The 23,170-nt window shown below is 46.4% G+C and carries 15 protein-coding genes; 5 read left to right on the forward strand and 10 right to left on the reverse strand.

Features of this window, described 5'->3' with window-relative positions:
- Positions 1 to 594 precede the first annotated feature (594 nt).
- Together ltrA and QUB12_RS16920 are read right to left on the reverse strand one after the other, a co-directional pair.
- The gene (gene ltrA / locus QUB12_RS16915) at positions 595 to 2,322 is read right to left on the reverse strand and encodes a group II intron reverse transcriptase/maturase (RefSeq protein WP_333301309.1); all 1,728 of its coding nucleotides are present in this window, start codon (positions 2,320 to 2,322) and stop codon (positions 595 to 597) included.
- 564 nt (positions 2,323 to 2,886) lie between these two features.
- Complete coding sequence (locus QUB12_RS16920) at positions 2,887 to 3,249, reverse strand: hypothetical protein (protein ID WP_333307751.1); 363 nt, start codon at positions 3,247 to 3,249, stop codon at positions 2,887 to 2,889.
- 217 nt (positions 3,250 to 3,466) lie between these two features.
- Here QUB12_RS16920 and QUB12_RS16925 point away from each other — a divergent pair, with 217 nt between their 5' ends.
- Positions 3,467 to 4,585: an HNH endonuclease gene (locus QUB12_RS16925; RefSeq protein ID WP_333307753.1), complete on the forward strand. Its 1,119-nt coding sequence runs from the start codon at positions 3,467 to 3,469 to the stop codon at positions 4,583 to 4,585.
- A gap of 116 nt (positions 4,586 to 4,701) precedes the next feature.
- Here the strand turns inward: QUB12_RS16925 and QUB12_RS16930 are convergent, their stop codons facing one another.
- The 6 genes from QUB12_RS16930 to rpsB all read right to left on the reverse strand — a co-directional run bounded on the left by QUB12_RS16930 (position 4,702) and on the right by rpsB (position 14,103).
- Positions 4,702 to 5,238: a Uma2 family endonuclease gene (locus QUB12_RS16930; protein WP_333107390.1), complete on the reverse strand. Its 537-nt coding sequence runs from the start codon at positions 5,236 to 5,238 to the stop codon at positions 4,702 to 4,704.
- 123 nt (positions 5,239 to 5,361) lie between these two features.
- Positions 5,362 to 7,446, reverse strand: coding sequence for an elongation factor G (fusA, locus tag QUB12_RS16935; RefSeq protein WP_333307755.1), 2,085 nt, complete (start codon positions 7,444 to 7,446; stop codon positions 5,362 to 5,364).
- 685 nt (positions 7,447 to 8,131) lie between these two features.
- On the reverse strand, positions 8,132 to 10,645 hold the full coding sequence (recG, locus tag QUB12_RS16940) for an ATP-dependent DNA helicase RecG (protein WP_333307757.1): 2,514 nt from the start codon (positions 10,643 to 10,645) through the stop codon (positions 8,132 to 8,134).
- A 262-nt stretch (positions 10,646 to 10,907) separates the two neighbouring features.
- Positions 10,908 to 11,879 (reverse strand): hypothetical protein, encoded by a 972-nt coding sequence (locus QUB12_RS16945; protein WP_333307759.1) that lies wholly within the window; start codon positions 11,877 to 11,879, stop codon positions 10,908 to 10,910.
- A gap of 306 nt (positions 11,880 to 12,185) precedes the next feature.
- Positions 12,186 to 12,845: a translation elongation factor Ts gene (tsf, locus tag QUB12_RS16950; RefSeq protein ID WP_333307761.1), complete on the reverse strand. Its 660-nt coding sequence runs from the start codon at positions 12,843 to 12,845 to the stop codon at positions 12,186 to 12,188.
- Positions 12,846 to 13,272: 427 nt separating this feature from the next.
- Positions 13,273 to 14,103 (reverse strand): 30S ribosomal protein S2, encoded by an 831-nt coding sequence (gene rpsB / locus QUB12_RS16955; RefSeq protein ID WP_333307763.1) that lies wholly within the window; start codon positions 14,101 to 14,103, stop codon positions 13,273 to 13,275.
- Positions 14,104 to 14,663: 560 nt separating this feature from the next.
- Between rpsB and QUB12_RS16960 the strand changes: the two genes are divergently transcribed.
- From QUB12_RS16960 to QUB12_RS16975, 4 genes are all read left to right on the forward strand, one after another.
- The gene (locus QUB12_RS16960) at positions 14,664 to 16,868 is read left to right on the forward strand and encodes a cation:proton antiporter domain-containing protein (RefSeq protein WP_333307765.1); all 2,205 of its coding nucleotides are present in this window, start codon (positions 14,664 to 14,666) and stop codon (positions 16,866 to 16,868) included.
- A gap of 160 nt (positions 16,869 to 17,028) precedes the next feature.
- Positions 17,029 to 17,691: a hypothetical protein gene (locus QUB12_RS16965; RefSeq protein ID WP_333142967.1), complete on the forward strand. Its 663-nt coding sequence runs from the start codon at positions 17,029 to 17,031 to the stop codon at positions 17,689 to 17,691.
- A 421-nt stretch (positions 17,692 to 18,112) separates the two neighbouring features.
- Entirely contained in the window at positions 18,113 to 18,739 is a 627-nt protein-coding gene (locus QUB12_RS16970) for a DUF3038 domain-containing protein (RefSeq protein ID WP_333142966.1), read from the forward strand.
- Between the two features lie 3 nt (positions 18,740 to 18,742).
- The gene (locus QUB12_RS16975) at positions 18,743 to 19,915 is read left to right on the forward strand and encodes a DUF4335 domain-containing protein (RefSeq protein WP_333307767.1); all 1,173 of its coding nucleotides are present in this window, start codon (positions 18,743 to 18,745) and stop codon (positions 19,913 to 19,915) included.
- Between the two features lie 303 nt (positions 19,916 to 20,218).
- Here the strand turns inward: QUB12_RS16975 and QUB12_RS16980 are convergent, their stop codons facing one another.
- Positions 20,219 to 22,207, reverse strand: coding sequence for an abortive infection protein (locus QUB12_RS16980; protein ID WP_333307768.1), 1,989 nt, complete (start codon positions 22,205 to 22,207; stop codon positions 20,219 to 20,221).
- Positions 22,208 to 22,302: 95 nt separating this feature from the next.
- On the reverse strand, positions 22,303 to 22,974 hold the full coding sequence (locus tag QUB12_RS16985) for a hypothetical protein (RefSeq protein WP_333108427.1): 672 nt from the start codon (positions 22,972 to 22,974) through the stop codon (positions 22,303 to 22,305).
- Positions 22,975 to 23,170: the final 196 nt, after the last annotated feature.

The raw sequence follows: 23,170 nt of genomic DNA on the forward strand, positions 1-23,170 counted from the left end.
TTCGTTCAGGAGCAAATTTTGAACTCCTATCTGAATCATTACAACTCAGCATTCGCTTTTTAACCCTTCCTCTATCCGACCGAGTGTTGTGTCCTCGTTACCTTAGACCTACTAGGATTTTTCGACCTCTCCTAGACTCTGTAGGACTTACCCAGTTGTATCGTTTGGTTTTGTGTTCTCAGTTAGGTGTTATCTATTCAGCGATGGGCTTTGTGTTCACACGATTCATAAATGAAGGAGTTATGAATCCGCCCATAATGTCCTGTCAGCCTTATTTGGACATTTTCCGTATTACGCCGTTTAAAAATGATAATTCACTTGCGTTCACCATTTAAGAACTCTCTCTAGCTCCTGACCAGCTTGGGCTGCCAGTTTCGGCTACATTCGTGGTCTGCATTCCGGTTGTTTCGTTACCTACTTGACCGTGACCGGACTCACTTAAGAGTCTTTTACGTGAGAGTAGGGGGTGTGAATCCCCTAGTGGAGTTGGCTCCACGTACCAAACGACCTTTCAGGTCGCGCCCTTCAGAACGGAACGTGAAACTTTCGCTTCATTCCGCTCCTTGATATCTTCACCCTTTTTATGGGTACAATTTAAAACGGGTTATCATTGTAGCCCTTGAAGGAGCCATCATTTTCCGTTTTTGTGTCGTGACAATGTTTGTGTAGAAGTTGGAGGTTTATATATTCATCCTTACCACTTAGGGAGCGGGGTTGGACATGATCAACTTCTACAGTGTCTGTAGGTGTGAAGTACAAACCACAGTGGGTACATTTACCTTTTTGTTTTTTAAGAAGTGTTGCCACTCTCGTTGGTGTTTCAGGGTATTCTCCGCGTCTTTTGCTCCAGTAAATCCAGTCGCCATTATAGGGTGTTGAGTTGCCTTTTACTTTTGCGTGCCTCACTATTGGCGTTGCTGAGTGTTGGGATAACTCTAAACCGTCTTCTGTGCTGAAACACCAATTTCGGTCGCCTACTGTACGCCAGTATTTGTCTTTGTTGATGCTACCTTTTCCCCGTCGTTTTGCCCAGGCTCTTAATTTGTCGTAAGTAAGGTTATCTACTTTTCCAAATATTTCCTTACTTACTACTGTAGAGTAATAATTTGACCAACCCCTAATTATTGGATTCAGCCGACTAATTAAAGCAGCTTGTGGGGCGGTATTATGAATGTTTATTACTTCAGCTATTCGTGAGAGATGAGCTTTAATTTTTGGCTGTGAAGGGGTGATTAACGTCTTAAACCCTAGTGGTATTCCATTTGTACTTCTGGCACTTCGGTAGTTACCTACCTTATGTTGTTGTATGTGGAACCCTAGAAACTCAAACCCAACATTTCCATTGTATTCATTGAGGGTGTGGGTTAATTTTGTTTTACTTGGCTTTAATTCTAAGCCAATGTCACCTAACCATTCCGCAATTATCTTCTGACAGGTTGTTACCACGTCAATGTCTTTGTGCATTATCACAAAGTCATCGGCGTATCGGATTAAGCTTAGGGATGCTCGTTTATCTCTCTTATTGATACCTAAGTATCCTTTTGTTAGCGTTTCCGCATATTGCTTAACCCGTTCTTCCATTCCGTGAAGGGCTATGTTAGCCAATAGCGGGGAAATGACCCCTCCTTGTGGCGTACCTTTGTCGGTCGGAAAGATTTCACCTTGGTCTAATACCCCGCTTTTAAGCCACGATTTAATTTGTTTTCTCAGTCGCGGATAGGTATTGATTTTGTCAAGTAATGCTTTGTGATTAATGCGGTCAAAGCATTTGGCAATATCAGCGTCCAGCACGTATTTAGCTTTATATCTGATACTGTCAAAGATAGCTCCTATTGCATCGTGACACGACCTACCTGGTCTAAAACCAAATGAATTAGGCTCGAATAATGCCTCCCATTCTGGCTCAAGCGCTGCTTTTACCACTGCTTGTAATGCGCGGTCGTACATAGTAGGTATTCCTAAATGTCTTGACTCATTACTACCCGGCTTGGGAATCCTTACCCGACGAGTCGGTTGTGATTTGCCAGTTGTTTTGAGTTGACTTACTAGCTTAATTCGTTGCTTTGGGGTTAGTAGTTTAATACCATCCACTCCGGCTGTACGTTTGCCAGTGTTATCTTGTGTTACCCGCCGTACCGCTACCACCTTATTAGACCATGAATTAATCAAGGTCTTTTGAAGTTTACGAACTGCTTTAACGTCGCCACGCTCACTTGCTCGATAGATACGTTTTTGCAACTTGAATGTCAATCTTTCAGCTTTTCGCCAATTGATTTTATTCCATTCCACCGTCGGGTTATCCCGCGTTTTAGACTTATTCATTGCTACTGAGTTCCTATCTTTGAAGTTATCATGTGTCTGTCTGCATATCTCTGTCATTACAACAGAGCGTTGGCTTTTGACACAATCCTTCTCTCATATATTATTCGTTAGCTACTTACTGGGTAATCGACCTGTTTCCAGAAATATATGAGAGTTACTTCGTTCCGAATATACATTGTTTGAGCTTTTAGTGTAATGCTCTCCACCGGGTTTCTGGGCAGTGCTTATAGGTCGTACAGGAAAACGCCTATGCCCTATCCTTGCCTTTTGGCTTGGTCTTATTCAGCCCTTAGACCATCTACAATAACGATGGTTCTGACACATTTTTGCTTTCGCTACACATGAACTCTTGCTCGGCAGTTACCAGTTTCGGCTACCAGTAGTCTGCCTTTTATCCCCGCTTTACTTTGTTAGTTGCTACCTAGCAAAATAGGGGATATGCTTTTACCGCTGCACTTGCGGACTAGGACTAGGGACTTGTGAATCCTGCACCTAGATGTATAATCAGTTACACTAACCAGAGGGTTAGGCTAATCGTCCTTGGATATTCTTTATCCATTTGGATTAAACGAGTCGCACTCCCATCATTGTATTGTGCATTGCCTCAAACTTAGATTCATCTTTAGCAATTCGTTCGTAGTGCAAAATTACGTGATAACGCTTTTCAATCGGCTCTCCCGAATCCGAAATTTCCACCGCATCCCAATCTATATTTTGAGAGTCTTCGGCTTGCTGGCGGTAGCGAGATGCTAAATTTTCCAGGGCGATCGCGATCGCGTGTTCTTTCGTTTGTCCGTAAAAATTCATGGTATCATCAGGGCGATCGCTCAGAGATGACGAAATCTGACAAAGATACTGCCCGTTTGATTGAGCGCAAACGTCGATCGCAATTGTACCAGCAGTGCGATCGGGATTTATTTGAGTCATAAGCTGTTCGGCATTTAAAAGACGATAGTAGGGTGCGTCAGTCCATAAGCGTTTCCCTTGTCCAGTAACTATTCTAACTGACGCACCCTACAAGGCTGAAACTCACCACAGCACAAGTTTTAGGAGCCGGGGAAGCATGACCGATTTCAGGATATGTCGAAAAAAAAGCTAAAATATCGATTAGTTTTCGTTGCACTTGTCATGTCGGAGAGCAAATATGAATTCAGTTGAGGAAACCGAATTGTCACAAATCGTTGACTTGCCACTGATAGGGTCTGCTGAACAATATCTCTTCTCAGTCGAAGACAATCGAGAGCGTGCTGATAAGCTAAAAGAATTACTTAGCCCTAAGCTTAAAATAATCATTAAACAAGCTTGTGACCAAATTCACCAAGTTTATGGCACAGATGTACTCTCAGATTGTCAGATATTGACTACACCATGGCACAGCCTTGTAGCCAAGAAAACCCGGTCCTTCAAAATAGCAACCGCTGGCTTGGCTATAAAAGGAAAAGGTTGGTATTTCCAACAGAGATTCGAGTGTACTTCTTATAGTTTATTTGTGAATTTCTTTGGATTAAGAGGGCTAGAAAGCAATCCGATTGTTCACGTTCTGAAAAACCATTTAGAAGATGTTACTAGGATTTTGAAGCATGGTAGATATAATATTTCCTCTGATAATATTGCACCGGAAAAATATGGTAAGTTAAAGTATGATGAGTTCATTAACAAACTGCAATTAATTCATGAAGGAGGTAGGAATGGTACTTATATTCAGAGTCCATCCCTAGTTATTCCTATTAAAGACCTAGATGCAGCTCAGCCAGTGATTAATAACTTTGTCGAAATCTTTGCTATCTTTCGTGCTGCAGCAAATGTGTTTCTTGGTGAGGAAGACCGTTTTGAGGAATACCTAAAATGTTTGTGGGATTGGCAAAATCCGCTTCAGGTTCAGGAATCTGTAACTACTAGATTGTTTCCTGATGAAGTAGATGCAGTACAAACATTTCGTGAGGGGGCAGTAAGGCAAGTTTCAGTCAACGCGTTTGAACGAGAGCCTAAAGCTCGGCAAAAATGTATTGATTATTACGGTTCAAGTTGCTCTATTTGTGATTTCGATTTTGGCAGAGCTTTTGGGCAACGGGGAAAAGGTTTCATTCATGTTCATCATCTACGACCCCTTTCAGAGATTGCAGAAGAGTATGAAATTGATCCTATAAAAGATTTGCGTCCTGTTTGCCCAAATTGTCACGCTATGATTCATCGTAGTTCACCACCATTAAGTCTTGAAGAAATCAAGATGTTGTTAAAGTCTGCTCGTGATTCTACTATCTAATATGTGGGGCTTCCTGAATAAGCCGATCGCAAACCCAGACCACGCAATATGCGGTATATTCAGCAAACCCTAATTACTATCAACGGGGTTTTAAACCCAGTTTTCTAATAAAATGCCTACTGTCGGCGAATCATAGCCATCACAGCATCAACCGTAAGTTCCGGGAGAATACCTAAAACTGGTAAAATATCTGCACCCGAACAGATTATAGGTAGCTCCTCACCCTGCCATACCCAAACTTGTTGGTGAGAGATATCGATTAGCCATGCTAATTGCGTGCCGTTAATGAGGCAGTGGAGGATCTTATTCTGCAATTTTAAAGTGCTTTGATCCGGCGATAGAATTTCAATTAACCAATCCGGTGCGCCGTTAAGTGGTCCGTCTTCATCGGTAAGCCGATCGCCTGCTACAATCGCTATATCTGGTACTGGCGAGTAGGGAAGTACCAAGCAACGCAACTCTGGTATCGCTTCAAATCGATCAGTCCGATCGTTGATATAGTTAACCAAGTTGTGTTGCAGTCGCGAATGAAAAAGGGTTGGCATAGTTTTTTGAACCGCTCGTCCCAGAATAAATTCCCATGCAGGCGAGGATTCAATATCCGGTTGAGCGAGGAAGTCTGTTAGTGAAAGTGTTGCGATCGACTCAATCATATTTTTTTGTCGAACCTCACTGTACTTATTATCTAGATTAAATCCCCGACTTCGTAGAAGTTGTCGGGGATTGAATTGTTCTGTTTGACTCCAGATAGCACCTACCGGGAGTCAAAAGCACTACTACTTCGCAGCTTGACGCTCTTTCGCTTCCTTAATCACTTCTTCAGCGATGTTATTCGGACAAGGAGCATAGTGCGAGAAGGACATTGAGAACTGTCCGCGCCCAGAGGTCATAGTACGCAAATCGCTAATGTAACCAAACATTTCGCTCAACGGTACATCTGCCTTGATCCGTGCTCCTGTCTGGCTTGTTTCCTGAGATTTCATCATCCCCCGGCGGCGGTTGAGGTCGCCGATCACGTCGCCCATGTAATCATCTGGAGTGAATACATCGACATTCATAATCGGTTCGAGCAACTGAGGCCCCGCTTTCGGCAGAGACTGACGATAGGCCGCTTTGGCAGCAATTTCAAAAGCCATTGCTGACGAGTCAACGGGGTGGAAACCGCCTTCTAGAAGCGTGAATTTCAAGTCTAGGCAAGGGAATCCGGCCAAGACGCCTTTGTCGATGCAGCTTTCAAAGCCTTTTTCGACGGCTGGCCAATATTCTCTCGGTACACTACCACCAGTCACTTTTGACTCAAATATGAAGCCACTTCCAGGCTCACCAGGCTCGATCACGTAGCCGATTTTGGCAAATTGACCGGAACCACCTGATTGCTTTTTGTGGGTGTAATCGTCTTCGAGGCGCTTGGTAATCGACTCGCGGTAGGCTACCTGCGGTTCGCCGACTTCTACTTCGATGCCGTGGGTGCGCTTGAGAATGTCTACTTTGATGTCGAGGTGTAACTCGCCCATCCCCTTGAGAATCGTTTCGCCACTTTCTTGATCCGTCACCATGTGGAAAGATGGGTCTTCTTGCACCATCTTGGTGAGGGCTGCTCCCATTTTTTCTTCGCCGCCTTTTTGTTTCGGTTTGACCGAAATCGAAATAACGGGATCTGGGAATACCATCGGCTCTAGGGTGGCGGGATTTTTGGGGTCGCAGATGGTGTGTCCGGTGCGGACGTTTTTCATACCGACGATCGCCACAATGTCTCCTGCTTGCGCGGATTCAATTTCTTCGCGAGAGTTGGCGTGCATTTCCACCAAACGGCTGATGCGCTCGGTTTTGCCTGTGGCGGTGTTGAGTACGGTGTCGCCCTTGGACAACTTACCGGAGTACAGGCGCGTGAAGGTTAAAGCACCGTAGCGATCGTCCATGATCTTAAACGCGAGTGCCCGCAATGGCCTGTTGGGATCGACGAGCGCAAACTCGCCGGTTTCCTCGCCATCGAGATCGACTTCTGGCTGCGGTGTGACTTCCATCGGGTTTGGCAGGTAGTCAACTACGGCATCGAGAACTAACTGCACGCCTTTGTTTTTAAACGATGAGCCGCAGTATGTGGGGAAAAATGCCCGATCGCGAGTACCTTTGCGAATGCAGCGCTTGAGGTCGTCGAGGCTCGGCTCGTTGCCTTCGAGATACTGTTCCATCACAGTGTCGTCTTGCTCGACGGCCAGTTCGATCAACTTTTCGCGCCAAGTTTCGACATCATCGACCATATCGGCCGGGACATCTTTAATTGTATAGTTCATCGGATCGCCGGAATCATCCCAGATCCAGGCTTTGCGGGTCAGCAAATCGACTACGCCGCAAAACTTTTCTTCTATGCCGATCGGCAATACCATTACCATCGGTTTAGCGCCGAGGATTTTATCAACTTGCTTGACAACGCGGTAAAAATCTGCACCGGTGCGATCGAGCTTATTGATGTAGATGACGCGAGCGACTTTGGAATCGTTAGCGTAGCGCCAGTTGGTTTCAGATTGCGGTTCAACTCCACCCGAACCGCAGAACACACCAATGCCACCATCAAGAACCTTCAAAGAACGGTAAACCTCGATCGTAAAATCGACGTGTCCCGGAGTATCGATGATGTTGAGCTGATGCTCGTTCCAGAAGCAGGTGGTAGCAGCGGATTGAATCGTAATACCGCGCTCTTGCTCCTGTTCCATGAAGTCAGTAGTCGCCGCGCCTTCGTGAACTTCACCGATTTTGTGGATTTTACCCGTCAGTTTCAGGATTCTTTCAGTTGTGGTGGTCTTGCCAGCATCTACGTGGGCGAAGATGCCGATATTTCGATAACGAGTGAGATCTTTCATAAATTAGTGTTGAGATTAAATGCGACGAACCGTCGGCGACCACCTGCAAGCGTGACAAGCGAGGAATCAATGTTGCCTGGTAAGGCCAGTACAGGCCGGATTTCCTTTTCCCTGTTTCTGGCAGGACTATCTTAATTTTGACACTTTCTCGTCATTCCTGCGAAGGATTCTGGGTTTAATAAGTGCCCCAAGCCTGACAACTCATAAAAATACCCTAGATTAAGGGAAAAATCGTCTCCGAAAGTAGGTTGGGTTGAGGCACTCCTACCCAACAAATTCGTGTTTTTGACGCTTCGCTCAACCTGATATTTTGCACCAGTCTCAGCAAAAAAGTATAAACCGCGTTTCCTGACAAAAAACCTAGGATTTCAGGTGAGTTTGTGGGAAGAAAACCGATTTCTTACATTACTGACATTAAATAAGTAGGTGCAAACTGAGATGTTGCACCATTCTCAATAAGCTTTTTATGAACAGGCAAGATGCCTGTTCCACAAGAAAATTCACTCTTTGTGGAACAGGCATCTTGCCTGTTCTTGACAATGGTGCAACATCTCAGTGCAAATAAACCTCCCTGTGGGGAGGAGGGCGGCTGAGTGCAGCAATAAACTGGCAACTTTGATATATCTTTGCTTAACCGGCCACTACAAAATTTTATTAAAAACCCCGTTGCTGCGTTCAAAACGATCTAAGTCAAAATAGACCCACTCATCATCCGCTGATATCTCCGCTCCAATTCATCCCGCACCACCGGCCACTGATTCAAAGTTTCATCATTTTCAATTACCATTTGAGCCGCCGCCCTCGCCAACTCCAAAACCTCCTGATCCTCCACCAAACTCGCCAAAGCAAAATCTGGCAAACCCGACTGCCGAGTTCCCAAAACCTGACCAGGCCCGCGCAATCTCATATCCATTTCCGCAATAAAAAAGCCATCTTGAGATTGTTCTAAAACCTTCATTCTCTGCATGGCTTCCGCCGTTTTAGAACCGGGCATTAACAAACAATAAGAACGGTTGCTGCCCCGACCAACTCTACCCCGCAACTGGTGCAGTTGCGACAGTCCAAAACGCTCAGAGTTTTCAATCAGCATTACCGTGGCATTCGGCACGTCTACTCCCACTTCGACGACAGTAGTAGATACTAAAATATCAGTTTCTTTGTCTCGAAACTTAGTAATTGCGTCATCTTTGTCAGCACTGCTCATCCTGCCGTGGAGCAAACCCACCTTAAACTCAGGAAATACGCTTTTTTGCAGTTTCTCTTGTTCCTCAATTGCCGATCGCACGTCCAACTTTTCCGACTCCTCCACCAGCGGCAGCACCACATAAACTTGACGGCCGCTCGCCACTTCCCGCCGAATCAAATCGTAAGCTTGAATGCGTTCTTTTGCCGACAGTACAGTGGTTTGAATCGCCTGCCTACCGGGGGGGAGTTCATCAATTTGACTCACATCTAAATCCCCATGCAGCGTCAGCGCCAGCGTCCGGGGAATGGGAGTTGCCGTCATCGTCAAAACGTGGGGAGCTTCGCCTTTTTGCTGCAATTTAGCGCGCTGTTGCACGCCGAATCTGTGCTGTTCATCAATTACCGCCAAACCCAACTTATGGAAATTCACCGTATCTTGAATCAGCGCGTGAGTTCCCACTAAAACAGGTAATTCTCCGGTTTCTAACTGGCTGTGAATTTCGCGGCGCTTGGCTACTTTTGTCGAACCAGTTAACAGTTCAACAGACAAGTGCATCAAGTTAAACCAACCTACCAATTTGCGGTAATGCTGTTCTGCTAAAACTTCTGTCGGCGCCATTAAAGCGGCTTGATAGCCGGATTGAATTGCTGCTAGCATTGCCACGACGGCCACTACGGTTTTGCCAGCACCGACATCGCCTTGCACTAATCTGTTCATCGGTTGCGATGAAGCTAAATCGTTGAGGATGTCGTTGATTACTCTTTCCTGAGCATTAGTCAACGCAAAAGGCAAGATTTCATAAAAATGTTCGATCAATTTGCCAGTAGGAAGGATGACTGCACTAGCTTGAGCTTTCCTTTGGGTTTGGCGGCGCTTTAAAAGTCCTAATTGCAGGTAGAAAAATTCGTCAAAAACTAAGCGACGGCGGGCGGCTGCTAAACAATCTCGATCGAGGGGAAAGTGAATATTAGTCACGGCATCGGCTAAACCCATTAAACCGTAACGCTCGCGCAAATCCTCTGGTAGCGATTCTGGCAACATTTTCGCCGCCGGCATTGCCGCCAAAATCGATCGCCTCACCGAACCAGCATCCACCCCCTCCGTCAGCGGATAAACTGGTATCAGGCGGCCGACTTTCATAGATTCGATCGCACCGCCGGAGTCGTCTAATACTTCTAACTCAGGATTTTCTAAAGTAATTCCATATTTGCCCTGCTTCACTAACCCGGAAGCTGCCAGCACCGCACCAGTACAATACTCGCGCTTTTTGAATTCTTGCCAACCGCGATTACTGTAGCGAGGGCCTGCAAAAAAACGACTGATTTTTATTTCTCCAGTGCGGTCTTTTAAAATTACTTCTAATATGGTTAATTTCTTATTCTTCGGACTAGAAAAGCAATTGCAGCGCTTTACTTCTGCGATTAAAGTGACAGTTTCCCCAGCTACTAACTCGCGAATTTGTACTTGCTTTGCATAGTCGATGTGGTTGCGGGGATAGTAGTAAAGCAAGTCGTATACAGTGTATAAACCCAGTTTGACCAAGCGGTTGCCGTTGGCGGGGCCGATGCCGGTGACGCGGGTTAACTGTTGGTCGAGAGTCAGGCTTGGTGGTGCGGCTGCTGTACTCAGGGGTACTGTTCGGGGAACGGAAAGTGCTGGGGCGGTTGGTTCAGAAGCGTTAGCGTTTGCGGGTCTGACTTGTGCTACTTGTTCTGGCTGGTGGCGAGTTTCTTGTTCCCAAACTTGCTCCATTTGCCTCAGAAAACTGACCGTAATGGCGATCGAATGTTGGCGCTGTTCGATATCTTTCTGAGGGTAGATGTCAAATTCAGCAGCTAGTTGTCTGGCTCGATCGCGCGAAGAAGCGGCCACAGAACCTGCCAACTGTCTCAAACTCAGGCCCAGAAACTCGCTGAAGCGGTATTGACTGCCTTGGATGTCGTTAAATCCGCGATCGGCTTCTACTGAAAGAGCTTTTTGCAATCGCTGCCATTCGGGTTGATTATTAGTCATCAGTCATTAGTTATTAGTCATTAGTTATTAGTCATTAGTCATTAGTCATTGGTCATTGGTCATTGGTCATTAGTCATTAGTCGTTAGTCATTAGTTATTAATCATAGCTCAAGAATTCCCGACAACTGACAACTGTCAACTGACAACTGACAACTGACAACTGACAACTGACAACTGCCAACTGACAACTGACAACTGTCAACTGACAACTGTCAACTGTCAACTGACAACTGTCAACTGTCAACGGACAACTGTCAACTGACTAATCTTCAAACCAACTCGATCGCCAAGCCGACTCAGCCTCCACCACAGCGAGTTCCCGCTGCTTTTTCTGGTAATCGCGGCCCAGCGAGTTCAACTTTACAGAGAGGTTACGAATTTGCTGGCGCCAAGCCGAGGTTCCCGCATCGGCAAACTCTATTTCCGACAGTCGCAGTTTAATCGCTGTAATGTGCAGTGCCCTACTACCAAAGGTTGCTGCAGCCAATTTGCGCGATGCTGATGAGGCATCGGTTTCAATGATTATGTTTAATAAGTTAGGCGGCCCGGCAACACTATCGCCGGAGGATTCAGCTTGAGAAGCAGCTTCGAGAACCGGTTCTGGTAATTGACTCGGCAAGATTCCCGACTGTTGCAGCAAGCGGTTGGTGTCGCGAGAAAGCAGCTTGAGTATATGGACGATCGACTTTTCCATACTATTTTGCCAGCGTGCCAAACTTTCTGGGGAATTGGCACTTGGCAATTGATAATTTGCCAATGAAAATAGATAGTTAATGGCGGAAACTGGGTTTTTTTCCTTTTCGTCTTCTTCGTCTTCTTCGTCTTCCTCTTCTTCGTCTTCCTCTTCGTCTTTGTCGAAGTCGTCTTCCTCTTCGTCTTTGTCGAAGTCGTCTTCGTCTTCCTCTTCCTCTTCGTCTTCCTCTTTGTCTTTCTCTATTTCTTCATCTGCTTGTGATTCAGTCACCAGCGATCGCAATTTTTCCTCCGACGCCACAGCCAAAGCCCTTACAGACTGCTGCATTTTTTGCCGCCCATCGAAGGACAACTTGAGAAACGACTCCGGTACGGCTTGAGTGCAAAGGTGATAGCAAGCCAAAATTAACTGCTGCCGCACCGCTTGTCCCAACGCAGTTAAATAACCTTCGTAGGTACTGCGAAACTCCAAATTCAAGGCTGCTAAAGCCTCTTCGAGTCCTGCCAAATCTTGCTCTATTCTCTCTCTTGGTCGCACCATATCTCTCGTATAAAATTAAAATAGGACTTATATCATTTCCGGTAACACCGGAATGATTTTTACTGTTGACGGTTGACTGTTGACGCCGTGAACGCCGTGAACAGTGAACTCTAATTTACTATTCCGATGCTAACGGATTTGATATTACGCAAGTTTTCCATTTTTACGCTGTCTGTAGTAGTAAGGTTTGCAGTGCCCACCCTACAAATATAGTCTGTCGATAAGTCCTATAAAAATTAAAAATTAAAAATGCAAAAAATTGATTTTTCACATTTTTAATTTTTAATTCTAAATCTTAAGTTGGGATTATTGAGCACCCATTTGGGCTGCCACTTCATCGGCAAAGTTAGCTTCTACCTTTTCAATGCCTTCGCCCAAGACAAAACGCACGAAGCGGCGCACTTGGATATTTTCTCCAATTTGGGCGATCGTTTGTTTCACCAACTCTTCCACCGAGATATTCTGATCTTTAATAAAAGGCTGATCCATCAACGATAACTCTTTCATGCGCTTCTCAATCCGCCCTAGAACAATCTTTTCTTTGATGTTGTCTGGCTTGTTGCCCAAGTCATCTTTGCCCATTTCAATTGCCTTTTCTCTTTCGACAACTTCGGCGGGGATATCTTCAACTTTCACGTATTCCACATTCGGGCAAGCTGCAATTTGCATCGCAATATCCCGCACCAACTTTTGGAATTCTTCGCGACGTGCCACAAAATCTGTTTCGCAGTTAACTTCCACCAGCACTCCCACGCGGCCGCCGGTGTGAATGTAGCTGCCTACAAGCCCTTCTGAGGCAACTCGTCCACCTTTTTTACCTGCCGAAGCCAGACCTTTTTTCCGCAGCCACTCAATGGATGTTTCCATATTGCCTTCGTTTTCAACGAGGGCTTTTTTGCAGTCCATCATGCCCGCGCCAGTTTTTTCGCGCAGTTCTTTAACAAGTTTTGCAGATATGTCCGCCATCTTCTTTAAGTTCCCAATCAAAATTAGTTATTAGTCATTAGTCATCAGTCATTAGTCATCAGTCATTAGTCACTAATTTTAATGTTAATGATTAGACCAGAGTGAAGAAATACCCAGTCGATATTAGTACCGACTTTGTAGGTGTAGCGCCAGAATTAATTCTGGCCCTGACACAATGAATGCTTTTGCCAGAGCTCTACTAATGACTTAGACTCGTGCTATAGCAATCCTCGCATCATTTCTGAATTTCTTACTCCCTCCCCTTGGTAAGGGGAGGGCTGGGGTGGGGTAAAAAATTTACGACTCCTGCAAGGATTGCTATATGTACAATTAAAAATTAAAAATATCCAACTAAAAATAATTATTATTATTGTTAATTTTCAATCTTTAATTTTTAATTTCCTGGTGTCAGATTCCGAGGGCAATACTAGCTCTCGGTTTCTTCGCCCTCGGCCTCAGCAGCTTCGTCGGGATCTACATAATCGGGGTCATCCAATTCTTCGATTTCGACATCATATTCAGCGCCTTCGTAACCACCCTCGTAGTCGTAGTCTTCATCAGAGTCGCCGCCCTGCTGACCGTGACGACCTTCGTAGATGGCATCAGCCAACTTGCCGACAATCAGCTTGATCGATCGAATAGCATCGTCATTCGCCGGAATCGCAATGTCAACCAAATCCGGGTCGCAGTTGGTATCCAACAGAGAGACGATCGGAATTCCCAACTTTTGGCATTCCAACACCGCATTATACTCGCGGCGTTGGTCTACCAGCACCACTCCGTCGGGAATCTTCCGCATAGATTTAATCCCGCCCAGATATTTCTGGAGTTTTGCCATTTCTCGGCGCAGTACCGAAGCTTCTTTTTTCGGCAACAAATCGAGGGCGCCGATTTCCTCGCGGCGCTCCAAATCCTTGAGGCGCTCCACGCGGGACTTAATCGTCGTCCAGTTTGTGAGCATTCCCCCCAGCCAGCGCTGGTTGACGTAATAAGCACCGCAGCGTTGAGCTTCTTGGGCTACAATCCCTGCAGCTTGGCGCTTCGTACCCACGAACAAAAACTTTTTGCCTTTTTCTGAGGCAACTCTCATGTACTCGTAGGCGTCTTCCATAAGCTGAGCGGTTTGCACGAGGTCGATGATGTGAACCCCGTTGCGCTCTGTAAAAATGTATGGAGACATTTTCGGGTTCCACCGACGGGTTTGGTGTCCGAAGTGAACCCCTGACTCTAACATTTGAGCCAAACTGACTACTGGCATTGTATTTTTAACTCCTAATTCGGGTTAATCCTCCACCCGGTCGTATTTCTGAAGGTTTGCGCCCTAGAAACACCCGAAAACCCGGATGTGCGAATTTAAACAACTTTTCTAGTTTATCACAGCGCGCGCTACTTTTTCTGACAATTTTATATCACTAGGTTTAAACTCAGATGTTGCACCATTATCAAGAACGGGCTCTTCGCCCCGTTCCACAAAGAATGAGTTTTCTTGTGGAACAGGCCGAAAAGCCTGTTCCTAAACAAGTAATTGAGAATGGTGCAAGATGTGAGTTTAAATGGGCGGTGGGCAACCGGAGGTGAGATAGAGTCCGGGGTGCGCCGGCTGCGGTTAAAGTTACTTGCAAGCGCTTGTAAAAAACGAAAAATCCTGGTGGGATGTTGCCAAAGCCTTTGTTCGCTTGTGAGAGAATGGCCTTGTTGGTGCGCCTCTGGTGCCTTCTACCTTCGATCGAGCTGGTATCCATTTTTTTCGATCGGCAATTCAGTCAGCTTTAGTACCCTGCCCTCTCCATCCGCAAAAATCCCAAAGCTAAAAACGCCATGCCCATACCCATTCTCGTTCTGCTTGAAGTTCTAATTGTCATCGCACTTTCGAGACTTGTAGGTTTAGGATTTCGAGCGATCAAACAACCTCAAGTCATTGGAGAAATTGTAGCAGGAATTATGCTTGGGCCTTCTCTATTTGGCTTAGTTGCACCTGATTTAGCAACAACACTTTTTCCAGCCGAAGCCGTTCCCTTCCTCAACGTGTTGTCTGAGGTGGGGCTGATATTTTTCATGTTCTTGATTGGTTTGGAACTGAATCCCAAGTACCTCAAAAGCAATTTAGATATAGCGATTTTAACTTCCCACGTCAGCATTCTAGTGCCGTTTTCCCTGGGAAGCTTGCTCGCACTGCTGCTGTATCCCATCGTTTCAAATAATAGCGTTTCGTTTACCGCCTTTGCTTTGTTTTTGGGCGCTGCGATGTCAATTACTGCCTTTCCGGTGCTGGCAAGAATTATTACAGAACACAACTTGCAGAATACAAAATTGGGGACGCTGGCCCTGACTTGCGCTGCGGTAGACGACGTGACGGCGTGGTGTTTGTTAGCGGTGGCGATCGCAGTTACTCGTACTAATTCGATGCTCGGTGCTTTGCCGACAATTATTGAGTCTTTAATTTACATCGGTTTCATGCTGACTGTAGTCCGCTGGTTCTTGCAGCGACTTTCCAAACAGTACAACCGCACTGGCAGATTAACACAGTTAGTGCTGTCAGGAATTTACATGGGAGTTGTAGCTTCTGCCTTAATTACTGAATTGATCGGCATTCATTTAATTTTCGGTGCATTTTTGCTGGGTGCAGCCATGCCCAAAAATGCGGGATTAACCAGAGAATTAGCAGAAAAAACCGAAGACTTTGTACTAATATTTCTGCTGCCAATATTTTTTGCTTACAGTGGCTTGCGGACTCAAATCGGCTTGCTCAACAGTCCCGAATTGTGGCTGCTGTGCGCCGCAGTTTTGGGAGTGGCAATTATCGGCAAGTACGTCGGCACTTACGTTGCGGCCAGAGTCTGTGGCATCAGCAACCGCGAAGCTTCAGCGCTGGGATGGCTGATGAATACTCGCGGTTTGACTGAACTAATTGTGCTGAATATCGGTCTTTCCTTGGGGGTAGTTTCGCCGCTGCTATTTACGATGTTAGTCATCATGGCTTTAGTGACAACTTTTATGACTTCGCCTCTGTTGGAGTGGACTTATCCAAAACGGTTAATTCGGTTAGATATTTCAGAAGTTAACTCTGAGGATTCAGAATTAGAGGATTTACAAATGGCTGACAGCAGCGAAGAAACTGCTAATAAATTGCTGCCAACTTATCGAATTTTAGTACCGGTTGCCAATCCCAGCACGCAGAAAGGTTTACTGCGACTAGCGGTAGCGCTGGCGCAGCCGGCTGCTGGCATGGGTGGTGAGGATTTACAGTCGGCGGCGGTTCATCCTCTGAGTTTGATAGAATTAAATGATGACTATGCCTTTGAAAGTACGCCTGCGGAAGCCGATCGCATTATTCAAGAGCGCCGCTCGAAATTATCAGAATTGATTGATAGTTTGCAAGTGTCCGATGCGAGAAAATTCGTACATCCCATCATTCGGGTTACTAATGATGTAGCCAGGGAAACGGCACAAATTGCGGAAATAGATCGCGCGGATTTGATTTTAGTAGGATGGCACAGGCCAACTTTTAGCAGCAACCGTTTGGGAGGACGTGTCGGCCAAATTCTCAGCAACGCTAAGGTGGATGTAGCAATTTTTGTTGACAGAGGCCGAGAAAGGTTGAATAACTTGTTAGTACCTTACGCGGCAAACATTCACGATGATTTGGGGTTAGAATTGGCGCTGAGACTGTTAGTTAATAGCGAGGAACGCCGTTTGACGGTGCTGCGGGTGGCGGTTGGCGGGGAAGCTGAAAACAATCTGAGTTACGAGTTTCAGCGAGTGATGGATCAGTTACCGGTTGAGGTGCGATCGCGAATTGAAACTCCGATTGTGGAGGCTGCTGAGCCAATTCAAGCAGTGGTGGCGGCTTCTGCTAATGCTGATTTAACTATTGCGGGTACGAGTCGGGAGTGGGGAATTGAGCGCCAAACTTTGGGACAGTATACTGATGAATTGGCTGTGCAGTGTCATTCTTCGCTACTGATTGCGCGGTGCTACGTTAAAGTGCGATCGCACTTGGCATCGGTACTTCCTCAAAGGTAGTCAGTTGACTGTTGACTGTTGACTGTTGACTGTTGACTGTTGACTGTTGACTGTTGACTGTTGACTGTTGGCAGTTGACTGTTGACTGTTGACTGTTGACTGTTGACTGTTGTTATTAGTTATTGGTTATTGGTTATTGGTTATTTGTGAGTTAGTATCAATGCCCAATGCCCAATGCCCAATGCCCAATGCCCAATGCCCAATGCCCAATGCCCAATGCCCAATGCCCAATCCCCAATGCCCAATCCCCAATGCCCAATGCCCAATGCCCAATGCCCAATGCCCAATGCCCAATGCCCAATTATTAATTACCAAGATGATGAATCATTTAAGCCTCAAATCACTGGCATTTTACGGGATTGCGATCGGCTCAGTTGCACTGCTGTTTAAAGTAGTAACTGCTTACGGCGAAACAAATTTAAAGGCGGCCCCGGCAATTGCGGGAACTTATCGCTTCGATCCTAAAAATTTGCCCGAATGTCTGAATTCTGATGTTTTGGAATTGACAATCGAGCAATCGGGGGTTTATTTGAGCGGTAATTTGCGATCGGGCAGCAGGGAGGGCAGGGAAAAAACAGGCGAGGAGAAACCTTCTCTATTTGGTAAGTGGGAAACTCAAGGATTGAACTTGTCGGGTGCGGTTCCTAATTTAGCGGGTTGCAGCGACTCCACAGCAACCGGTCAAAACAGTTCTGTTAAAATGCGCGGAATTGTGGAGCAAGAAACCCTCAAGGGAAAAATTAGTCTAACTGATAAGGCGGCGGCTACTGATTTTACGGCTCAAAGAGAAGCGGCGGTGCAACGCCAGAAGCAGGAACATTGATTGATCCCAATAGAGAATAAGAAAGGGGAAATGGGTAATTCTTTGTCGCTTTCTGACCGAAAGCATCCAGGATACAAGCCGCCGGATTCATCCGTCCAGAAATAAAAAACCTGTATCCGATGAAACTTGCCCCCCGGATTCATCCGTGGGGTCAATGCTTCAATCTAAAATCTAAAATCTAAAATCTAAAATCGATTGACTCTTCCCTTCACCCCACGCGAAGCAAGGAATCACAAAGCGGCGGCGGGGGTAGGAGAGTGGGCGATCGAACTCTCGCCGGAGCTCGCCCGCGACGGTCGGTTGCTGCTAGATTGAATATATATACATAAAAGTCAACGATCGAAATAAAGTATCCCAGAGAAGTTCTTGGTTGAGAATTTGTCTTGCTCAAGACCCCCCCTGCCCGTATAGTTTGTTTGGAATGGATGTTGCCGTGATCTTAATGCCGTCAGAAACTTCGCTTACCCAGTCAAACCCGTTAATTTTAGACAGTTTGCCAGACTTGTCGCCCTCCGATGGGGGATGTCCCCGCCGAGCCAGATTGCAAATTGACTTGATGTTGCTGGCGATCGAAGCCTTGTATCTCGGAGGTGCGGAAGAAATGCTGGCTGTGTCAAAGGACCTGGAATTGGGATCAATTATCAAAAATCGGGTTGCCCTTTGGCTGATGCGTAATACTAACCCGCTGAGACGCTATACCCAGCGCCGCTCCCTTACCATTGTGGAGGCAAAAGCGCTGGTGGCGATCGCCTGTAATATGGCGCGTAAGTTAACCGCCACAATTCGGCAGTTGCTGCTAGACTCCCAGCAGTTGCGATCGAAAAATATCCCCCTCAACCAGAACCAGCCGCTGGCGGAGTATTTAGAACGCTTTCGAGCTCACTTTCGATCGCGCATGAACCCCAAGCGATCGCTAGTTGCAGCTTACGATTCCGACGACAAGCTCAACGAACTAGCTTTGAACTTGTTGAGCAAACTGCTATTTTGTACAGGCACAGCCGGAATGCAGCGCTTCTGGGTTAGCCTGTTTGATGGAGAAGTTGAATAAAAAATGACTATTAGGCGTCAGTACAGTCTGCCAAATTGCACCCTGGTTCTAGAAGGGTTGAGCGATGGATCGGCAGCCAGCCAGTTAGATATAAGGCCGGTGCTTTCGATATTAATGAGCGCTGAATGCTATGTGACAGGTCTCGGCGAGCCCCTAAGCGGGGGACGAGACTTTTTTGAAAGCTTGGTGAGGGCCGTCAGCAGCTACGCTCAAGAATTTATGAGCGGAGTGCATTATCCCGATCGCTACGGCCCGAATTTGGGTATGGTGCAGTTGCACAGAATTGACGGGAATTTGCACCGATTGACCGTTCTACCCGCCTCCACAGGCAGCCCAACCCAAATCGATCAAAAAACAGAACTGTCGGCAAAAGTAGATTTGACGACGGTACAGCTATTTGACTTGGTAGAGGCGATCGATCAGTTTTTTGCCGACACGCAGACGCTGCCGGAATTGTCGCTGCAATTAACCCCAATTTCCAAGCGTTACGTCAAGTCGGCCGAACCTTTGGCGAAGCGGACTTTGCCCGCTGTCGTGGGCGTGTCGAGTTTGGCTTTGGCTGCGATGGCGTTTTTCTTGGTGCCGGTGCCGGAAGTCCAACGTCCGAGAGATCCGGTGCGGCAGCCGAATCCAGCCGGCCAGAATCAGGGGACGGCGAATCCGGGTGGATCGGGTTCGCCTAATCCCAATCCCACGCCTCCTGCTGACGGTTTGCTGCCTGGGACTCAAACTCCAAACGCTGAATCGCTTTCGCCGACTCCGAGCCCCGCGCCGCAGCCGGACGCTTCACCGTTGGCCACACCGCAGTCGAGCACTTCGCCGGAAAGCACGCCCACTCCTGTTGCTGAAGGTTTGGCAAGCCCAGAGGTGGGCGCGGTGCCAATTACCGATCCAGGGCAAATTGAGCTGTTGAGGGGCAAACTTTCCCAGCAAATTGACGGAGTTGTGAAGGATAAGCCTCCGGTTGATGCGGAGTTGGTTTATCGGGTGAGTGCGGCCCAAGACGGGGCGATTGTCGGTTACAAGCCGGAAAATTCGGCAGCAGTCGATCGATCCGAAACGCCTTTGTCGGAGTTGCTTTACAAACCTGTTGGCACCAGGCCACCTGCGGAACCGCTGGCTGATTTCCGCGTAGTTTTGGCACCGGGTGGTAAAGTTCAAGTCACTCCTTGGTAATGGTTGATTGTTGACTGTTAACGGTTAAGTGTTGACTGTTAACGGTTGACTGTTGACTGTTGACTGATACCAAATCCCGCTTAAATGCTGCCTCATACCATGTCCGATCGATCGCGCATAATACAATTGCCGGGGCGGGTTTTTGAGATTGTCGGTTTTTAGCAAATATTGTTGGTGAACCCGCCCCTACAGGAATCAGGCTAATTGACCGGACATGATATCAATCTCTTAGTCTGGGGAGGCAGACTTGGTTTTTCTAGTAGCGATTTAAATCGCCGAATCATCTACAAACCGATTGCTGATTCAAAGGCCTGTTGGTGCGATCGGCTCAATATCTGGGTCAAATCCTCCGACTTGATTTGTGCGAATTATCCACAAAAAAGCTCCTTGTTTTAATAAAACTTTGGCGATTTCATCTTGGGTTCGCCTCGGCAGCATTGTTCGGTAACTAATAGCAGCTTTTATCAGGGTTGCTATACCAGCAAAAAAGGTTTTTTTTAGTTCAGAATCAATCCCCGCTAATCTCGAATTTTTCCGCCAATCTGGACGGACAATGCCGAGGGGCATTAATACTTTTTCTAAACTCTCTCCTAAAGCTACTAATTGGTGAAACCTTTGGGTTTGTGCGTCGGTGGGATGTGTTTTCAACCAGTCTTGAATCTGAGGATTTGACTCTATTTCGGAAGTGATTTTTTTAATTGTCGCGTAAATTGCCTGACTTGAATCTTGGACGCAAGAAGTTGCTGGCGTGACTAAACTTGCGCCGGTGCCGTCTCCGCTGCGGTAGCGGGCCATCATGATATCTAGTTGCTGGTTTAATTCGGTTAAAGGCGACAAGGTTATGCCGTCAAAATCGTAGTCGCAACACACGCAGTCTAATTTACAGATGATATCGCAAACCGGGCGATCGCCCAACCAGCCGCGCTGCAAGTCTCCCATGTAGCTTTGCCATTTGCTGGAACCGGCGACAATTCCGTCAGGATTGTGGGCGTAAACTTGTTTGTATTCTATGTCAAAACGCAGTTCGCTGGTAAAGCGATCGCGCACTACTTTTGCTACTCCGAAAGCAAAATGTCCGGTGACAATTCCCAGCGGTGGTCGTTCGCCTTTTTTGCCGCCGATACCCCCGAAACTGTGAATCACTATCCCGATATCTCCTTCTTGCCAAGGAGAGATTGAAGCGTTTTCTGTAGCATCATTTGGGGTTAACAATACTCTTTTTGCTTGCCCTTTTTGGGCTGGTGTATTTTCCCAATTTTTGCTGCTTAAATAATCGAGAGATTTTTTGAGTCCGAAATGTGTTTCATCTGGGATTAATTGAGCAATTTTGCGGGGTTCGATTGCCTCCACTACAAATATACTGTCTTCGTCTCTTTCGCCGTAAATGTACCAGCCGTCTGGATTTAATGGCGATTTTTCGATCAGGTGATTGGTAGACCTCGCTACGCCATGTTTGTCTGGCTGTACTTGGGGAATCCGAATGATTTCGGCGGCGCCGTCAAATTGTTGAGATGTTTTGTTGAAATGCCGGACAATGAATTTGTCGCTGTCGCCTTCTTTTCGCTGTAAAATTGTGACTAAGGCGCAGAAACGTCCGATAATTTGTACTGGTTCGCGATCGATCGTGAGTTCCTGGCGATCGCTGCTGCTATAATGAATCGCAATCACCGGTCTTCGCAGCATCACAGTCACGCTGTCTTCGAGTCGGGTGCCTGCTAGAGTTTCTAAAGGGCCGACATTTCGCCAACCGTTCAATCTATCTGGATGGATGTTGCCAGATTTTTGACTTTTTTTAGTTTCTTGTGTAAAGTTTATATCTTGACTGACTGCGTGGACAAAAAACTGTACTTCGCGATTTGTACTCCATTTTAAAAATGCTGTTTTGCCAATAAAGTTTTTATATTTTTTGGGTGCATTTATTACTTCAAAAAACACGGTACCGTAGGGCTGGCGCTGTTCATGTGAGGGCAAAATTAAGCGCCCGTGCCAAAGAGCGATCGGCTTGTATAGATAGGCAACGGATGCTGAATTATCGCAAATTATCTCCGGCTGAAGCGCTGCTGAAATATCGCTTTTGCCTCCAAAAATAGTAGCAGTTAAATTCCCGTCACTTTCTACGAATCGGGGTTCTAAAAACAAGTTTTCTGGTTCGGAAATATTAGCGGTTGAATTGCCCGTATTTCTGGTAAACGAGCGTATAAAAAAAGGGCGGTTTGCCTCCAATTTCGCTTGCAACCAATTAATGAAAATCCGAATAAAAATAAAAGCTGTTAGACCGGAAATAACAGCCATAACTATCAGCGCCAGCGTCAAAATGAATTGGTTGAAAGACTGACCTGACACTAGAAAAATTGTGGGCCATATCCAAGAAAATGCCGCCATAATATCTAAAAACGAGTTTTAGGTTCGATCCAGTCTGTGCTGGCTTGACTGCCGAAAACTAGGGGTTTGTCCTCGGTGACTGCTACGGTTTGCCCTGTCATATCCACTGCACAAAGAGGCCAAGATCGATCGCCCAAATTGCCTGCGCGGAACAGAACTTGTCCGGGACAAACTTGACTCCAACCCAACAATACAGCATGAGTGTAAAGACTGCGAGCGGGAGCAACTGTATAAGTGTAATTATCATTTTTGTCCCAAATGACACCGTAGTCGGACATATCCGAAGAGTTGAAAAGTGCTTCAAATTCGCGGGCGAGAATGCGGGAACCGTCTTGATTCCAAGAAACAGGCACTAAAATGGCGATCGTCCCGGACATATCTGTATCATCGCTAGCATACATCCCACTTTCGGCCAGGGGCGAAGCAGCCGCCACTGTTTGCAGTTCCCCGGTTTTGAGATTTTCCACAAACATGACGCTGCTAACCCGACACCGGGAGAATTCCGGCTGTACTTGCAACTCAATTCGACTGTAAGCTGCGTATTGGCCGTTAGTTGATACTAGGGATGGACTGCGATAATAGCGGAGGCCTGTGCCGGCAGTGGAGCTCACTTTAGCATGAGTGGCACTAATCCATTCCCAAGGAACGGGATAAGGGCTATTTAAAGGGTCAGTCATCGGTTTTTTTTCCAAAAGTTTTACTGAATTATCCAACAGATTCAGGCTGGCACGCAACGGACTAGAAACCCGGTTTCTGCCTCGATGCTTCGCCACTAAACCCCAGATTTATATAAACCGGGTTTCTTTTTTAGATTTTAGATTGGAGGCCAAATCTCAAATCTCAAATCTCAAATTTCCAATCGGATAGGTAAGA

The sequence above is a fragment of the Microcoleus sp. B7-D4 genome, from assembly GCF_036705125.1.
Lineage (GTDB): Bacteria > Cyanobacteriota > Cyanobacteriia > Cyanobacteriales > Microcoleaceae > Microcoleus.

What these genes read in the sequence shown, in the direction of transcription:
- ltrA (WP_333301309.1), bottom strand. Translation starts at nt 2,322, where the DNA reads ATGAATAAGTCTAAAACGCGGGATAACCCGACGGTGGAATGGAATAAA.
- QUB12_RS16920 (WP_333307751.1), bottom strand. Translation starts at nt 3,249, where the DNA reads ATGACTCAAATAAATCCCGATCGCACTGCTGGTACAATTGCGATCGAC.
- QUB12_RS16925 (WP_333307753.1), top strand. Translation starts at nt 3,467, where the DNA reads ATGAATTCAGTTGAGGAAACCGAATTGTCACAAATCGTTGACTTGCCA.
- QUB12_RS16930 (WP_333107390.1), bottom strand. Translation starts at nt 5,238, where the DNA reads ATGATTGAGTCGATCGCAACACTTTCACTAACAGACTTCCTCGCTCAA.
- fusA (WP_333307755.1), bottom strand. Translation starts at nt 7,446, where the DNA reads ATGAAAGATCTCACTCGTTATCGAAATATCGGCATCTTCGCCCACGTA.
- recG (WP_333307757.1), bottom strand. Translation starts at nt 10,645, where the DNA reads ATGACTAATAATCAACCCGAATGGCAGCGATTGCAAAAAGCTCTTTCA.
- QUB12_RS16945 (WP_333307759.1), bottom strand. Translation starts at nt 11,879, where the DNA reads ATGGTGCGACCAAGAGAGAGAATAGAGCAAGATTTGGCAGGACTCGAA.
- tsf (WP_333307761.1), bottom strand. Translation starts at nt 12,845, where the DNA reads ATGGCGGACATATCTGCAAAACTTGTTAAAGAACTGCGCGAAAAAACT.
- rpsB (WP_333307763.1), bottom strand. Translation starts at nt 14,103, where the DNA reads ATGCCAGTAGTCAGTTTGGCTCAAATGTTAGAGTCAGGGGTTCACTTC.
- QUB12_RS16960 (WP_333307765.1), top strand. Translation starts at nt 14,664, where the DNA reads ATGCCCATACCCATTCTCGTTCTGCTTGAAGTTCTAATTGTCATCGCA.
- QUB12_RS16965 (WP_333142967.1), top strand. Translation starts at nt 17,029, where the DNA reads ATGCCCAATGCCCAATGCCCAATGCCCAATGCCCAATGCCCAATGCCC.
- QUB12_RS16970 (WP_333142966.1), top strand. Translation starts at nt 18,113, where the DNA reads ATGGATGTTGCCGTGATCTTAATGCCGTCAGAAACTTCGCTTACCCAG.
- QUB12_RS16975 (WP_333307767.1), top strand. Translation starts at nt 18,743, where the DNA reads ATGACTATTAGGCGTCAGTACAGTCTGCCAAATTGCACCCTGGTTCTA.
- QUB12_RS16980 (WP_333307768.1), bottom strand. Translation starts at nt 22,207, where the DNA reads ATGGCTGTTATTTCCGGTCTAACAGCTTTTATTTTTATTCGGATTTTC.
- QUB12_RS16985 (WP_333108427.1), bottom strand. Translation starts at nt 22,974, where the DNA reads ATGACTGACCCTTTAAATAGCCCTTATCCCGTTCCTTGGGAATGGATT.